The organism is Streptomyces fulvorobeus (genome assembly GCF_013167895.1).
GTDB classification, from domain to species: Bacteria; Actinomycetota; Actinomycetes; order Streptomycetales; family Streptomycetaceae; genus Streptomyces; species Streptomyces fulvorobeus.
The window spans coordinates 5,901,569-5,917,549 of the sequence record NZ_BLWC01000001.1 but is presented as its reverse complement, the minus strand read 5'-3'; the positions used below and the strand labels follow the sequence as shown (position 1 = coordinate 5,917,549).

The 15,981-nt window shown below is 70.6% G+C and carries 5 protein-coding genes and 4 pseudogenes; 3 read left to right on the top strand and 6 right to left on the bottom strand.

Annotated elements, in window-relative coordinates:
- Nucleotides 1–25: 25 nt before the first annotated feature.
- From Sfulv_RS26860 to Sfulv_RS26845, 4 genes and pseudogenes are all read right to left on the bottom strand, one after another.
- Nucleotides 26–1,081, bottom strand: coding sequence for an ABC transporter permease (locus Sfulv_RS26860; RefSeq protein ID WP_173317036.1), 1,056 nt, complete (start codon nt 1,079–1,081; stop codon nt 26–28).
- Entirely contained in the window at nt 1,078–2,076 is a 999-nt protein-coding gene (locus tag Sfulv_RS26855; protein WP_173317035.1) for an ABC transporter permease, read from the bottom strand. Before Sfulv_RS26855 ends, Sfulv_RS26860 begins: the two co-directional genes overlap by 4 nt.
- Nucleotides 2,073–3,602 (bottom strand): sugar ABC transporter ATP-binding protein, encoded by a 1,530-nt coding sequence (locus Sfulv_RS26850; RefSeq protein WP_256669142.1) that lies wholly within the window; start codon nt 3,600–3,602, stop codon nt 2,073–2,075. The genes Sfulv_RS26855 and Sfulv_RS26850 overlap by 4 nt, the downstream gene beginning before the upstream one ends.
- A 177-nt stretch (nt 3,603–3,779) precedes the next feature.
- Nucleotides 3,780–4,864 (bottom strand): annotated as a pseudogene (locus Sfulv_RS26845) (ABC transporter substrate-binding protein).
- Between the two features lie 486 nt (nt 4,865–5,350).
- Here Sfulv_RS26845 and Sfulv_RS26840 point away from each other — a divergent pair.
- Together Sfulv_RS26840 and Sfulv_RS26835 are read left to right on the top strand one after the other, a co-directional pair.
- Nucleotides 5,351–7,794: pseudogene (locus Sfulv_RS26840) on the top strand (RICIN domain-containing protein).
- A gap of 30 nt (nt 7,795–7,824) precedes the next feature.
- Complete coding sequence (locus Sfulv_RS26835; RefSeq protein ID WP_173317034.1) at nt 7,825–10,176, top strand: AbfB domain-containing protein; 2,352 nt, start codon at nt 7,825–7,827, stop codon at nt 10,174–10,176.
- 86 nt (nt 10,177–10,262) lie between these two features.
- On the opposite strand, the gene Sfulv_RS26830 is transcribed toward Sfulv_RS26835, so the two are convergent.
- Entirely contained in the window at nt 10,263–11,114 is an 852-nt protein-coding gene (locus Sfulv_RS26830) for a phytanoyl-CoA dioxygenase family protein (protein ID WP_173317033.1), read from the bottom strand.
- 221 nt (nt 11,115–11,335) lie between these two features.
- Here Sfulv_RS26830 and Sfulv_RS26825 point away from each other — a divergent pair.
- A pseudogene (locus Sfulv_RS26825) lies at nt 11,336–12,354 on the top strand (LacI family DNA-binding transcriptional regulator).
- Nucleotides 12,355–12,419: 65 nt separating this feature from the next.
- Here Sfulv_RS26825 and Sfulv_RS26820 read toward each other — a convergent pair.
- Nucleotides 12,420–15,697 (bottom strand): annotated as a pseudogene (locus tag Sfulv_RS26820) (LamG-like jellyroll fold domain-containing protein).
- Nucleotides 15,698–15,981: the final 284 nt, after the last annotated feature.

Below are 15,981 nucleotides of genomic sequence, written 5' to 3'. Positions count from 1 at the left end.
GTGGCTCGGTACGGCTGGTTCGCGGTCAGGTGGTTCTTCGACTGCGCGCCAGATAGCGCTGGGCCACCACGACAACGATAAGGAAACCCCCGCTGACCACCGACTGGTACGAGGAGTTGAGCGAGCCGATCTGGTTGATGAGGTTCTGGATGACGGCGAGCAGGAGGACGCCCCAGAGGGTGCCGCTGATCGAGCCCGCGCCGCCGATGAGCAGGGTCCCGCCGATGACGACGGCGGAGATGGCGTCCAGCTCCATGCCGACGCCGACGATCGTGACGCCGGAGGACAGCCTCGCCGCGTTGAGCGCGCCGGCGAGCCCGGCCAGCAGTCCGCTGAGCGTGTAGACCAGGATCTTGGTACGGACGACGGGAAGGCCCATCAGGGTGGCCGCGTCGCTGCTGCCTCCGACCGCGAAGAGGGTCTGCCCGAACGAGGTGCGCTGCAAAACGATGCCGCCGGCCCCGAAGAGGACCAGGGCGATCAGGATCGGGTAGCCGAATCCCCAGACGCTGCCCTGGCCCAGCTCGCCGAAGGCGGAGTCCTTGGGCACCAGGTGGGTCGTGGCGCCCTCGTCGGTGAGGGTGAGCAGCAGGCCGCGTGCGCCCAGCAGGGTGGCGAGGGTGACGATGAAGGGGGCCATGTTCCCCCGGGCGATCAGGAAGCCGTTGAGCAGTCCGATCGCCCCGCACACGGTGAGGGGGACGAGCAGCGCGGCGAGGAACCCGTACTGCGAGGCCCAGGCGGCGAGGACCCCGCCCAGGGCGAAGACCGATCCGACGGAGAGGTCGATGCCGCCGGTGATGATGACCATGGTCATGCCGAGCGCGACCACGGCGAGGAACGACGCCTGGATGGTCACCCCGCGCGCGTTGTCCAGGGAGGCGAAGGTCGGGTAGATGAAGGAGGCGGCGATCACCACGGTGAGCAGCACCGCGAGTACGCCCTGCCGCTGGAGGAGTTCGGCGGCACGCCGCCGGCCCGTCTGCCCGGCGTCCGCGGCGGGCCGGGGCGGGGCCGTCTTCCCTGGTGCCCGGGTGGACACGGGGGCGGGGACGGTGGGTGCGGGGGTGGTTTCGTTCATCGGGACCGACGCTCCCGTGCGACGTAGACGGCGGCGATGATGATGGCCGCCTGGGCGATCTGTGCGGTGGAGTCGGGCAGGTCGTGCTTGACGAGCGTGGCCCGCAGGAGCTGCATCAGCAGGGCGCCCGCCACGGTGCCGAGCACCCGGACGGAGCCGCCGTTCAGCGGCGTGCCGCCGACCACGACCGCCGTGATGGCGGAGAGTTCCATGAGGGTGCCGAGCGAGGACGGGTCGCTCGCGGTGAGCCGGGCCGTGGCGAGGACGCCGGCGAGGGCGGCGAGGACCCCGCAGAGCACGTACACGCCGATGAGGACCCGTCTGACGGGGAGGCCGGCGAGAGCGGCGGCGGAGCGGTTCCCGCCGACCGCGACGATCTGCCGGCCGAAGGTGGTGCGCTGGACCAGGAAGGCCACCGCGACGGCGAGGACCGCGGCGATCAGGACGACCAGCGGGATGCCGAGGAAGGAGCCGGTGCCCAGCGACAGCAGGTCGGGGTTGACGATCTGCTTGAGCTGGCCGTCCGCCATGACCAGGGCCAGTCCGCGGCCGCCGACGAAGAGGGCGAGCGTGGCGACGATGGGCTGCAGTCCGATGAGGGAGACCAGAGTGCCGTTGACGGCTCCGACGACCGCGCCCGCCAGCAGCGAGACGACGAGCGCGGGCACGAGCCCGTAGCCGAGGTAGAGCGGCAGGAAGGCGGCGGCGAGGGCCATCGTCGAGCCGACGGACAGGTCGACACCCTCGGTGCCGATGACCAGGGCCATGCCCAGGGCGACGATGACGATGGGGGCGACCTGGACCAACTGGGTACGGAAGTTGTCGGCGGTCATGAAGTGGTCGGTGAACAGCGCGTTGAAGAGCAGCACCACCGCCACGGCGACGTACACGCCGTACTCCTGGTACCAGGCGGGATCACGCAGCCGTGCGAGCGGGGACGCGGGTGCGCCGCGCTTGGCGGGTCCGGTGGGCGGGGACACGGTGGTCGTGGTCATCGGGGGTCCTCCTGAGCGGCCGTGGCGTTGTCCTCCGGCGCCGGTGCGTGGTCGGCGAGCACTTCGAGCAGCCGGTCCTCGGCCACCTCGTCGCCCGCCAGTTCGCCGGCGACCGCTCCACCGCGCAGGACCACGATGCGGTCGGCGCCCTCGATGAGTTCCTCGATGTCGGAGGAGATGAGCAGGACGGCAAGGCCCTCGCGTGCGAGGTCGTCGATGAGGCTCTGGACCTCGGCCTTCGCACCCACGTCGATGCCGCGGGTGGGTTCGTCGAGCAGCAGGACCTTGGGCTCCAGGCAGAGCCAGCGGGCCAGGAGGACCTTCTGCTGGTTGCCGCCGGAGAGTTCGCCGACCTTCTGTTCGGGGCTCGACGCCTTGATCCGCAGCCGCTTCATGAAGATCTCGACGATCCGGTCCTGCCTGGCGCGCGAGACGACACCACCGCGGGACAGCCGCGGCAGGGCGGCCAGCACGATGTTCTCGCGGACGGAGAGCCCGGGGACGATGCCCTCGGCCTTGCGGTCCTCGGGGAGCAGGCTGATGCCGGCCCGGATGGCGGCGGCGGGGGTGAGTCGCTTCAACTCGGTCCCGTCGACTGTGAGTTCGCCCGAGTCGAGCGGCAGGGCGCCGGACAGCGCCTTGGCCGTCTCGCTGCGGCCCGAGCCGAGGAGGCCGCCGAGACCGAGCACCTCTCCCGCGTACAACGAGAGTGATATGTCGTGCAGTTGGAGCCGGCTGGTGAGGCCCGTGGCCGTCAGCACGGGTGTCCTGGCCGCCTCGTGGCCCTCGGCCGCGAAGTTGGTGACGCCCGCGCGGCGGACTTCGGCCAGGTCGCGGCCGAGCATCATCGACACGAGCTGCATCCGGTCGAGGCCGGCGAGGTCGCCGGTGTGGATGTGGCGGCCGTCGCGCAGGACGGTGACGCGGTCGCAGATCCGGTAGAGCTCGTCCATGCGGTGGCTGACGTAGAGCACGGCGATGCCCCGGCCGCGCAGGTCCCCGATGACGCGGAAGAGTGTCTCCACCTCGCGCGGTTCGAGTGAGGAGGTGGGTTCGTCCATGATGACGACCTGGGCGTTGACCGAGACGGCCCGTGCCAGGGCGACCATCTGCTGGGTGCCGATCCCCAGGGTGTGCAGCGGCCGGCGCGGGTCGGCGCGGACGCCGAAGCCGCCGAGCAGTGCGGCCGTCTCGCGGTGCATGCGCGAGAAGTCGATGAGACCGAGGCGGTTGCGGGGTTCGCGGCCGAGGAAGATGTTGCGCGCCACGCTCATGAGCGGGACGAGGTTGACCTCCTGGTAGATCGTGGAGATCCCGGCCTGCTGCGCTTCGGACGGGCGGCTGAACCGGACCGGTTCGTCCGCCAGCCTCAGTTCTCCGGCGTCGGGCCGGTAGACACCGGTCAGCACCTTGATGAGAGTGGACTTGCCCGCGCCGTTCTCCCCGACCAGCGCGTGGGTCTCTCCGGCCCGCAGGGAGAAGGAGACGTCGTCGAGGGCGACGACCCCGGAGAACCTCTTGCTCACCGAGCGGGCTTCGAGCACGGCGGGGCGGCGGACGTGGCCGCCTCCGGTGCCTGAGGTACTGCTTCGGGTGGTGCCATGGGTGGTCTTGGCCTTCCGCTGTTCCAAGGGTGTGGGCCGGAAGGCCGCCGCGGCGTCGTCTGCGCCGCGGCGGCCGGGGCCGTGGGTGCCGGGTGCGGATCAGTACGCCCCGCCGAGGGATTCCCTGGCGTTGGTCTCGTCGTAGGCGCGGTCGGAGATGATGACGTTCTCGGGGATCTCCTCGCCGCCGTAGAACTTCTGGGCGGTCGCGAAGGCGAGGGGTCCGAAGCGCGGGTTGGACTCGATGACGGCGTTGTACTCGCCGTTGACCAGGGCCTGTACGGCGTTGCGGGTGCCGTCGATCGAGACGATCTTGACGTCCTTGCCGGGCTTCTTGCCTGCGGCCTTGAGCGCGGTGACCGCCCCAGCCCCATCTCGTCGTTCTCCGCGTAGACGGCGGTGATCTCCGGCTTGGACTGGATGAGCTGCTCCATGACCTGCTGGCCCTTGTCACGGGCGAACTCGCCGGTCTGCTGGGCGACGATCTCGATGCCGGGAGCCTTGGCCGCGATCTGGTCGACGAAGCCCTTGGTGCGGTCGGTGGTGACGTTGTTGCCCGAGGCGCCGAGGAGGATGGCGACCTTCGCCTTGCCGTCCGTGGCCTTGATCATGGCGTCGGCCGCACGCTTGCCCTGCTCGACGAAGTCGGAGCCGAGGAAGGCGACGTAGTCCTTGCAGGCCGCGGAGTTGACCTTGCGGTCGATGGTGAGGACGGGCACCTTCTTCGCCGCGGCGGCCTTGAGCGCGGGCTCCAGGCCGTCGGAGTTGAGCGGGGCGATGATCAGGAACTGCGCGCCCTGGGAGAGCATGTCCTGGACGTCGCTGATCTGCTTCGACAGCTGCGACTGCGCGTTGGTGGTGAGCAGCTTCTTGACGCCGATCCTCTTGGCCTCGTCCTTGATGGACTGCGTCTCGGCGATACGGAAGGGGTTGGCCTCCTTCTCCGACTGGGAGAAGCCGACCACCGCGTCCTTCAGGTCGAGCTTCGGTGCGCCGTACGTCTGGAGCGAGCAGCCGGCACCGGAACTGGCCTCGGGCGTCTTGGCCGCCTGCGCCCCCTGGCCGCTGTCACCGCCCGCGGCGTCCGTGGCCTCCGACTTCGAGCAGCCGGAGGCTGCCAGCATGGCCGTCGCGGCCAGCAGGCAGGCCGCGGCGAGGGTACGGGATCGACGCTGGGTCATCATGCGCGGGACGCTCCTTGGCGGGATGACGGCACGCCGTTCGGCGCACGGTCGGGCAGGGCTGGACGATGCACCGGCCGCTCGGCGGCAGACGGCACCGCACTCCTCGCGACCCGCTTCCCACTGCGGAAACGGTGTACGCAAGAGCTTGTCGGGCCTCTTGGCGGCTCGGTTTACAACGTTATATAGGCGGGGTGGCGCCGACGGCAAGAGCGTTGTCACCGCGTTTCCAAAACGTGTCACTCAGGGGTACGGCCTCCGGCACCCCGAACGTGGGACCGCCACTGCACCAGCTCCTGCGCCACCTCTGGACACCGGCTTGACCGCGTGCTGTCATACCGCCGACATCAGTTTTCCAACGTTGGAAGAAGTGTTGCAAGCAGTGGGCAGCGCCGCCGGCCCGAAAGGGGCGGCCACCGTCCCCAGCCACCGGCCCGGCCGCGGTCCGGTCGCCTTCCCTGCCCGGCACAGCAGATGCGGAGCCCAACGATGTCCCTGAACCGCAGACAACTCATGACCGGCGCCCTGGTCACCGCAGCGGCGGCCACCGCGACCGGCCGCTGGACCACCACCGCGACCGCCGCCGAGGGGCTGGCCGCCGCCGCCCCCGGCGGCCACTACGCCCCCAACGCCGCCCCCTGCACCCCACGGCGTTCCTGAAGCTGCCGCCCGGCCGGGTCAAGGCCCGGGGCTGGCTCGCAGGTCAGCTCCGCCTTCAGCTGGACGGGCTCTGCGGCCGGTACGAGGAGTTATCGCACTTCCTCGACTTCGACACGTCCGGCTGGGTCCACCCCGAGCGTGGAGGCTGGGAGGAGGTCCCCTACTGGCTGCGCGGATACGCCGACCTGGCGATCGTCACCGGTGACGCGACCGCCCTGGCGGCCACCCGCCGCTGGATCGACGCCGTCCTCGCCACCCAGCAGGCCGACGGCTTCTTCGGCCCGAGGTCCCTGCGGACCTCCCTCAACGGGGGCCCCGACTTCTGGCCCTTCCTGCCCCTGCTACAGGCCCTGCGCTCCTGGCAGGAGTACAGCGGCGACACCCGGATCATCCCCTTCCTCAGCAGGTTCTTCCGCTACATGAACGCCCAGGGCCCGGGAGCGTTCAACACCAGCTGGATCGCGCTGCGCTGGGGCGACGGGCTCGACAGCGTCTTCTGGCTGTTCAACCGCACCGGAGACACCTTCCTGCTCGACCTCGCCGACACCATCCACCGGTACGGCGCCGACTGGGGCGACAACCTGGTCAACCCGCACAACGTCAACATCGCGCAGGGGTTCCGTGAGCCCGCGCAGTACGCCCTGCGCAGCGGCTCGCCACAGGACGTACGGGACACGTACGGAACGTACGCCAAGGCCATGGAGCGCTACGGGCAGTTCCCCGGCGGCGGTTTCGCCGGGGACGAGAACGCGCGTCCCGGGCACGGCGATCCCCGGCAGGGTTTCGAGACCTGCGGGATCGTCGAGTTCATGGCGAGCCACCAGCTGCTCACCCGGATCACGGGCGACCCCCTGTGGGCCGACCGCTGCGAGGAGCTGGCGTTCAACTCGCTGCCCGCCTCGCTCGACCCCTCGGGGAAGGCGGTCCACTACATCACGAGTGCGAACAGCGTCGACCTGGACAACGCGCCCAAGCGCGACCGGCAGTTCCAGAACGGCTTCGCGATGCAGGCGTACCTCCAAGGTGTCGACCAGTACCGCTGCTGCCCGCACAACTACGGCATGGGCTGGCCGTACTTCGTCGAGGAGCTCTGGCTCGCCACCCCGGACGGCGGGCTGGCCGCCGCGATGTACGCGCCCTGCGAGGTCACCGCGAAGGTCGCGGACGGCACGCAGGTCACCTTCACGGAGGAGACCGGCTACCCGTTCACGGACACGGTCACCCTCACCCTCAGCACCCCGAAACGGCTGAGCTTCCCCCTGGTGCTGCGTGTCCCCGCCTGGTGCACAGCACCGGAGATCCGGGTGAACGGGCAGCAGGTCACCGCCCCGGCAGGTCCCGCCTTCACCCGGATCGCACGGACGTGGTCGCACGGCGACAAGGTCACCCTGCGCCTCCCGCAGCACACCACCGTGCGCACCTGGGCGGACAACCACGGCTCGGTCAGCGTCGACCACGGGCCGCTCACGTACTCCCTGCGCATCGGGGAGGCGTACGAGCGCATCGGCGGCAGCGACCGGTTCCCGGAGTACGCCGTACACGCCACCACGCCGTGGAACTACGGTCTCGTGCTGGACAGCACCCAGCAGGCCGCCTCGCTGCGCCCGCGCTCCACCGGCCGCGCCGTCGAAGGCAACCCCTTCACCCTGGAGAACACCCCGCTCGTCATGACCGCCCGCGCCCGCCGCATTCCCGAGTGGACCGCCGACGACGAGCACGTGGTGGCGCCCCTGCGGCCGAGTCCGGCGGGCAGCGCCGAGCCGGTCGAGGACGTCACGCTCGTCCCGATGGGTGCGGCGCGGCTGCGGATCACGTCGTTCCCGACCGTGAGCCCCGACGCCGCGCGGTGGCTCGCGGACCGCTGGTACCGGATCGGCAACCGGCACTCGGGCAAGGTGCTCGGCGTCGACCTCATGTCCACCGCGAACAGCGCCCACGTCGTCCAGTTCGGCGACACCGGAACGGCCGACCACCTGTGGCGGCTGGTGGCCAACGGCGACAGCTGGTACCGCATCCGCAACCGCCACTCCGGCAAGGTCCTCGGCGTCGACCTCATGTCCACCGCCAACAGCGCCCACGTCGTGCAGTACGACGACAACGACACCGCCGACCACCTGTGGCAGCTCGTGCCGGACGGCGGCGGCTGGTACCGCATCCGCAACCGCCACTCCGGCAAGGTCCTCGGCGTCGACCTCATGTCCACCGCCGACAGCGCCCACGTCGTGCAGTACGACGACAACGGCACCGCCGACCACCTCTGGCGACTCCTCTGATCCCCCCGCTCCCCGACGAGAAGGAGAGAGATGAACCCCTTACGTGTGCCCGGCCCCAGGCCGTGGTGGAGACGTCTGACCGCCGGCACGGGCCTGCTGGCCCTCGTCGCGACCGCGCTGGTCGGTGCCGGCGCGCCCTCCTCCCATGCCGCGCCCGCGGCCTGGACGCCGAAGCCCTCACCCATGACCACCCCGTGGACCGCCCAGGTCCCCGTGGACAAACCTCTTCCGGAGTACCCGCGCCCGCAGCTCACCCGCCCGGACTGGGCCAACCTCAACGGCATCTGGGACTTCGCGGTGACCGGCCGCGACGCGGGGCAGCCCGCCGCGTTCACCGAGCAGATCAGGGTGCCGTTCGTCGCGGAGTCCGCGCTCTCCGGGATCAAGCGCAGGATCACCGAGAACGACAAGCTCTGGTACAAGCGGACCTTCACCGTGCCCGCGGAGTGGAACGGCCGCCGGGTCGTGCTCAACTTCGGCGCCTCCGACTGGCAGAGCACCGTCTGGGTCAACGGCACCCAGGTCGGCGCCCACAAGGGCGGCTTCGACTCGTTCGCGTACGACATCACGCCCCGGCTGAACGGTGGTACGAACACCGTCGTGGTCTCGGTGTACGACCCCACCCAGACCGGCGGCCAGGCGGTGGGCAAGCAGCGGATCAACGACGTGAACCCGCATCCGGGCGGCGGGATCTTCTACACCGCCGCGTCCGGCATCTGGCAGACGGTCTGGCTGGAACCCGTCGCCGCGTCGCACATCACCCGCCTGGACATGGTGCCGGACCTGACCGCCGGCACGCTGCGGGTGACGGTCCGGGCGGCATCCGGCAGCGGCCGGACCGCCCGGGTCACGGTCTCCAGCGGTGGCACGGTGGTCGGTACGGCGACCGGACCCCCCGGCACGGTGATCACCGTGCCGGTGCCCGGAGCCCGGCTGTGGAGCCCGGAGGACCCGTTCCTGTACGACGTACGCGCCGAACTGCTCGACCAGGCGTCCGTGGTGGACACCGTGGGCAGTTACACGGGCATGCGGTCGGTCGGCCTCGCGAAGGTCGGCGGTATCCAGCGCCCGGTCCTCAACGGGAAGTTCGTCTTCCAGAGCGGCACGCTCGACCAGGGCTACTGGCCGGACGGCATCTACACGGCGCCCACCGACGCGGCCCTCAGATCGGATCTCCAGGCGCACAAGGACCTCGGCTTCAACATGGTCCGCAAACACATCAAGGTCGAACCGCAGCGCTGGTTCTACTGGGCGGACAAGCTGGGGCTCCTGGTGTGGCAGGACATGCCGTCGATGGACACCGGCAAGTCACCCGACACCGCCGCGCGCGCCCAGTGGGAGGCCGAGTACCACGCGATCATCGACCAGCACCGCAGTTCGCCATCCGTGGTCATGTGGGTCAACCAGAACGAGGGCTGGGGCCAGTACGACCAGGCTCGGATCGCCGACGAGGTGAAGGCGTACGACCCGTCCCGGCTGGTCAACAACATGAGCGGGGTCAACTGCTGCGGTTCCGTGGACGGCGGCAACGGTGACGTGGTCGACAACCACATCTACGTGGGCCCCGGCAACACCGCGCCGACCGCGACCAGGGCCGCCGTCCTCGGTGAGTTCGGCGGGCTGGGGTACCGGGTTCCGGGCCACGAGTGGTACCCGGGCGGCGGCTTCAGCTACGAGGACCAGGCGAGCGTCTCCGCCCTGAACAACCGCTTCACCGGGCTCCTGGACAGCATCCGCATCGGTCAGATGCCGGCCGGTCTCTCGGCCTCCGTGTACACGGAGATCACGGATGTGGAGAACGAGGCGAACGGGCTGCTCACCTACGACCGCCAGGTGGTCAAGGTGGACACGGCCCGGGTCAAGGCCGCCAACCAGGCGCTCATCCAGGCGTCCCGGACTCCCGCACCACCGGCCACCCTGCCCACCGGCCAGAACACGTCCCTGCGGGTCACCACGCCTGGGCACACGAACAAGTACCTGCGCCACCAGCAGGAACTGGCGTACACCGCGGTCGTGGACGGCGCCAGCGGCGCACTCCTCAAGAACGACGCCACCTGGAAGGTCGTGACCGGTCTGGCGAACAGCAACTGCTACTCGCTCGAATCCCGCAACTACCCCGGTGAGTACCTCAGGCACCAGGACTTCCGGGTCCGGCGCGACGCGGACGACGGCTCGGCGCTGTTCCGGGCGGACGCCACCTGGTGCGCGGTCGCGGGCACCGGTGGAGTGCGGCTGACCAGTGCCAATCTGCCCGGCAGCTATCTGCGCCACATCGGGTCCGAGGTGTGGCTGGCCACTCCGGGCGGCTCCCACGCGTGGGACAACCCGGCCACCTTCACCGAGGACACCACCTGGGCGGTGGACGCTCCCTGGGCTCCCTGAGGTGAGCCCCGAGCCCGGCGTCGGCCCCGTCCGGCCGACGCCGGGCTCCCTCACGACCCGTACGGGCAGCACCGCCCGCACCGGCCTCAGACGTCCCCCATCACCAGGCCCTCGATGGTGTGCTTCTGGACGATGGGCGTGAGTTCCTCCACGACGGGGCAGTGCAGGTGCGCCCGGACCCGGCCGGGCAGCGAGGCCCAGTACGCGCGGGTCACCGCCATGTCGTGGTGTGCGTCGTTGCCCGCGCCGGGAGCGTCGACACCGAGGACCAGCACGGGCCGCGAGTCGGGCGAGTGGTTGGCCGTGCCCCGGTGGATGGTGAGGGCCGAGCGCGCCGAGACGTCCCCGCGCCGCGGGTACTTCCGCTCGGCGAGCCCCGCGTAGCGCGGGTAGGTGTCGCGGGGCGGGAACATCCGGTGTCCGAAGCGGGCGTCGTCGTCCCACTGGGTGCCCGGCGCGATCTCGAAGGGCCCCATGTCCTCGCGCGTGTCGACGGCGGTGACGTTGAACGCGAGCGAGGTGAGCCGGCGTTGGTGGCGGGTGGCGTCCGGCATCGGGAAGTCCCGGTGCCAGGGCTGGTCGACCGCCCCGGCCAGCGGCACGTCGAACCCGAGCTCGACGATGCGGTAGTCGGGCCCGAGGACGGCCTCGCACACCGCGCGCACCCAGGGGTGCTCCACGAGCTCCACGAAGCCCCGCAGCTGCTCGGGGTGGATCTCGACGTAGTACCTGTGCGGGCCCCGGCTCACCGCTCCGCCCTCACGGCCGCGCGCCTCGGCGAAGGCGGCTTCGATGTCCTCGCGCAGCACATCCGCCCACTGCGGCGGGAAGGCTCCCCGGCAGGCGGTGACACCTGCCGTGTGGAGGTCGCCGACGGCCGTTTCGACGAGGGCGCCGGGAGCGGGGGCGGCGGTGGAGGCGGTCGCCGGTTCATGCATGTCTGGGCCCTTTCCCTCGGTACGGAACACGACGGCCGGCCAGGCCCGCAGCGGCCGGTTCTGGTGGGCCGCGCGCCCGTCGACGAACAGTTTGCAACGTTGCAACCAACGTGGCAAGAGGATGGCGCGGTCTCCCTCCGCACCAGCTGTTACGGTCACCTCCGAAGGGGCGCGGCAGACAGCCGGGCCCGCCTGGTGGAGACGACGGGGGCGCACCGGCCGTGGCAGCGAGACTCAAGGATGTCGCCGTGCTCGCCGGTGTGTCCGTCAGGACCGTCTCCAATGTCGTGAGCAACGCCGCGGCCGTCGCCCCCGCGACACGCGCCCGGGTGATGGCGGCGGTGGAGGAGCTGGGATACCGCCCCAACCTCGCCGCCCGCAACCTCCGGCAGGGCCGTACCGGCCTCATCGGAGTCGTGGTGCCCGAGATCCACTCCCCTACTTCGGCGCACTGGCGGGTCTCCTCATCGACGCGGCGCAGGAACGGGGCTGGACCGTCCTGCTGGACCGGACCGGAGGGCGGCCGGTGCTGGAACGGCGCCTGCTCGACGGCTCGGAGGGCCACCGGGTGGACGGAATGATCGTCAGCCCGTGGTCGACACCCCCGGCCGAGCTGGCCTCGCTCGCGCGGGGTCTGCCCCTGGTCGTTCTCGGGGAGCTGGACCCGCACGGAACCATCGACCACGTCGCGCTCGACAACGTCGAGGCGGCCCGGGCCGCCGCCCGCCATCTGACGTCGCTCGGCCGGCGGCGCATCGCGGCCGTCGGCCTTCAGCCCCGGCTCCGGCACGGTACGGCCGAGCAGCGGGCCGAAGGCTTCCGCCAGGGGCTCGGTGAAGCGGGGCTCACCCCGGCCGCCGAGGTGGAGGTGGCCGATCTGCACCGGTCCGAAGGGGCCAGGGCCATGCGCGCACTGCTCCGGCTGCCCGAACCCCCGGACGCGGTCTTCTGCTTCAGCGACGAACTCGCCCTCGGAGCGCTGCGCGTGACGGCCGAGCACGGGCTGCGGGTTCCGGGGGACGTGGCGCTGATGGGGTTCGACGACATCGAGGACGGCCGTTTCGCCTCCCCCTCGCTGACGACGGTCGCCCCGGACGCTGAGCAGATCGCCGAGCGCGCGGTGCAGTGCCTGAGCGAACGGGTACTCGGCAGGCTCGGCACACTGCCCGCCCGCCGGATCGTGGTCCCGCACCGGCTGGTGGTCAGGGAGAGCACCGGGGGCGCCCTCTCCCCCGTATGACAGGCCGGACTCCCGGCAGCGCGGACCTGTCGCGCACCGCCGGGAGCGATGGGTGGGCCTGAGCCCTACGGCTTCTCGCCGGCGTGGAGGGCGGTCACCTCCTGGTCGGTCAGCGCCTTGTCGTACACCCGCACCTGGTCGATGGAGCCGTTCCAGAAGTCGGTGTCGCCACCCGACCACTTGGCGCGGCCCACGGAGAGCGGGCCGGTGCTGACGTCGGCGCCCCGGCGGCGGCGGTGGCCGCGAGCTCGCCGTCGACGTACAGCTTGATGCGGTCGCCGCTGCGCACGCCGACGAGGTGGTACCACCGGCCGGTCGCGGGCGTCACCTCGAACCGGGCACGGTTGCCGCCGGGCGTGGAGAAGGCGAACGCGCCCTGGCCGTACTGGAGGTAGAACGGATTCTCCGTGCGGCGGCCGTCCTGACTCACGACGGTGGCGTAGTTGTCCGGAAGCGCGGCCAGGGACGCCCAGGCGGACACGGTGTAGTCACCGGTGGTGTCGACCACCGGGCCGCTCGTCTCTGCGTACTGCCCCGCACCGTCGAACCCGAGGGCGGAGCCGTGCACGCCCCTCGTCCATGACGCGCCCCCGGCGAGGGTGAGGTCCTTGCGATTGGGCCCGCTGTCAGCCGCCGTGGTGCCCTGGTTCTCGTCAAGGGACCAGGCACCGCCGCCCTTGACCGCGCCCCTCTCACCGGCGGCGGCACCCGCCGCGATCACCTCTTCGTTGATCGCACGCACCTGCGCCTGGTCGACCTTGATCTCCCGGCGGTCGTACGTCCAGAGCCCGTTGAGCTCGTTCTCCAGGTCGGTCACCTGGGTGTAGACGGACCCGGAGAGCTCGGCGCCGGCCGCTTCCAGGTAGTGCGTACGGGTGTTCTCGACGTACTTGGCGGTGAGGGCCGCCTTGTCGGCGACGCCGCTGTAGATCGCAGTCGGGGCGCCCGGCCACATGTGTCCGGGGGTACGGAGGGTGAAGCCGCCGTGCTCCCCGTCCATCGCGGCCCGGTGGTCCGGGAAGGGGGCGTCGGTGTTGTTGTAGTCGTGGTGGTCGATGATGTCACCCTTGCCGCTGTCGCCCTTGGAGTTGCAGCAGTTGACACCGCTGTGGGCGTTGACGACCCGCGAGGGGTCGGCGGCCTGGACGGACTCGGCGATCCGCCCGGTCTCGGTGCGGTCCCATTCGCCCCAGCCCTCGTTGAAGACGATCCATCCGCCGATCGAGGGGTGGTTGTGCAGCTGCTCCATCATCTCGGCGCCCTGGTCGACGAACGCCTTGTGGCCCTCCTCCCCCGCGAGGTCACCGGAGACGAAGTCCTGCCACACCAGCAGACCCAGCCGGTCGGCGTGGTGGTACCAGCGGGCGGGCTCGACCTTGATGTGCTTGCGTACGGCGTTGAATCCCAGGTCCTTCTGGGTCTTCAGGTCGAAGACGAGAGCGGCGTCGCTGGGCGGCGTGTTGAGCCCGTCGGGGTAGAAGCCCTGGTCGAGCTGGGCGAGGGAGAAGAACGGCTTCCCGTTGAGCACCAGCTTCGGGTAACCGCCGACCTTCTCGACGCCGAAGGACCGCATCCCGAAGTAGCTGCCGACAGCATCCTTCGACCTGCCGTCGCGCAAAGTGACGTCCAGGTCGTAGAGATAGGGGTTGTCCGGCGTCCACAGGTGCTGCCTGGCGACCGGCAGGCTCAGTTGACGGTTGGCCGGCCCGGTGACCCGGCCGACGACCTCGCCGTTCCTGTCACGCGCGACGGCGGTGATCCGGGCGGACCCGGTCGCGCCCTCGGAGTTGACCGTCAGAGCCAGCCGTCCCTTGTCGATGTCGGGCGTGGTCTTGAGGGAGTCGACCGCGACCGGGGCGACGGGCTCCATCCACACGGTCTGCCAGATGCCGGAGGACGCGGTGTAGAAGATGCCGCCGGGGTTGCTCGACTGCTTGCCCGTGGGCTGGTCGCGTCCGGTGGTGTCGGTGACCGCGACGACGATCTCCTGGGGGCCGTCGCCCTTGACCGCGTCGGTGATGTCGGCGCTGAAGGCGGTGTATCCGCCGGTGTGCTCGGCGACCTGCCGGCCGTTCACCCACACGCGGGCGTGGTAGTCGACGGCGCCGAAGTGCAGCTTCAGGCGCTTGGCGTTGTCGCCCTCCTTGCCGACCGACCAGTTCTTGGGAACCGTGACGAGCTTGCGGTAGAACATGTGGTCTTCGTGGCGCTCGAGACCCGACAGCTGCGACTCGACGGGGAACGGCACGGTGATGCGCTCGTCGAGCGACCGGCCGAAGACCGGCTGCTCACCCGCGGCGGCCCCGGCGAACTCCCACGGTCCGTTGAGGTTCTTCCACCGGTCGCGCACCTGCTGCGGGCGGGGGTACTCGGGCAGTGGGTTCTGCCTGTCGAGCTTCTCGCCCCACGGGGTGAGAAGCCGCTGCGTGGAGAGGTTCTTGGCCCTGCGGCTGATCTCGGGGACGGTCTCGTCGCCGTTCTTCAGGCCGCCCTCACCGTCGTACGCCACCCGGACCTGCTGGTTCTTCTGGATGGGTTCGGCAAGGGTGACGACCAGCGCCCGGGGGTCGTCGGACGCCCTGGCGACCGACGTGACCGGCATGGGCGTGGTGTCCGCCTCGATCACGAGGTGGTCCTGCACGCCCTCGACGTCCGCCAGCTCGTCCTCGAAGGTCGCCTGCACCTTCCGGCCGTCCTCCGCGACGGTCAGCGCGACGGGGTAGACCTCGAAGTCGGCCGGCGGGGTGAAGGCGGACTCCGGCACGATCTGCTTGGCGAGCCCGGGGCCCGACCAGCGCAGGAACATGTTGGCCCCGCCGATGTCCTGGAACATCTCCAGCCGGAACTCATGCGGTTCACCGGCGTTCAGCGCGACCGGCCGGCTGGTCTGCTCCCTGTCCCAGTCGGGGACCCAGTGGTCGATGACGGGCTTGTCGTCGATGAAGAGACGGAAGCCGTTGTCGCCGATGGCGGCGAAGGTGTACTCCCCCGTGGCGGGGGCCTCGATCTGTCCGGTCCATCGAGCGGTGGTGTGCTCCGACCTGCCGGTGGCGGTCTCGAACGCGCCGGTCAGAGCGGGGAAGTTGATCTCCGGGTCAAGTGTCGTACCGCCCAGCTCGGCGAAGTCGCGAGCGCCCGGGGCGGACATGGCGAAGTACTCGCCCTTGAGGCCGTTCACCTCGACGGAGGGCTCCTCCGTCACGAAGGCGGAGGAGGAGGCGGGGGCGAAGGCGGGGGCCGCGGCGGCAGCCGGTATCAGCGTGGCGCCGAGGGGGAGCAGCAGCGCTGCCGTACAGGCGATGGTCCTGAACAAGGTGCGGGAGCGGGCTGGTTGTCGTCGCAAGGCGTCGTCCTCATCGAAGAAGCCGGAGTGCCTCGACCCGCGAGGCACAGCACATAGACGAACATTGAGCCACAGCTTCAAACAGCTGACTACGGTCGTGCGCGAAAAATTTTCAACGATGGAAAGACGGGCCGCCCTCCGGCCCCCCGATCAGGCGGCGATGACGAGCGCCAGGCGGCGTACGGAATACAGCACGTCGAACGTCGACGGAGACCGGCGCCCCGGAACGGCACCGGGCGGCAGTCGAGGATGAACGGCCCCGGGACCGAAGCCCAGGACCGGAC

Coding starts and splice junctions, on each gene's coding strand:
- Sfulv_RS26860 (WP_173317036.1), bottom strand. CDS start 1,081: ATGAACGAAACCACCCCCGCACCCACCGTCCCCGCCCCCGTGTCCACC.
- Sfulv_RS26855 (WP_173317035.1), bottom strand. CDS start 2,076: ATGACCACGACCACCGTGTCCCCGCCCACCGGACCCGCCAAGCGCGGC.
- Sfulv_RS26835 (WP_173317034.1), top strand. CDS start 7,825: ATGAACCCCTTACGTGTGCCCGGCCCCAGGCCGTGGTGGAGACGTCTG.
- Sfulv_RS26830 (WP_173317033.1), bottom strand. CDS start 11,114: ATGCATGAACCGGCGACCGCCTCCACCGCCGCCCCCGCTCCCGGCGCC.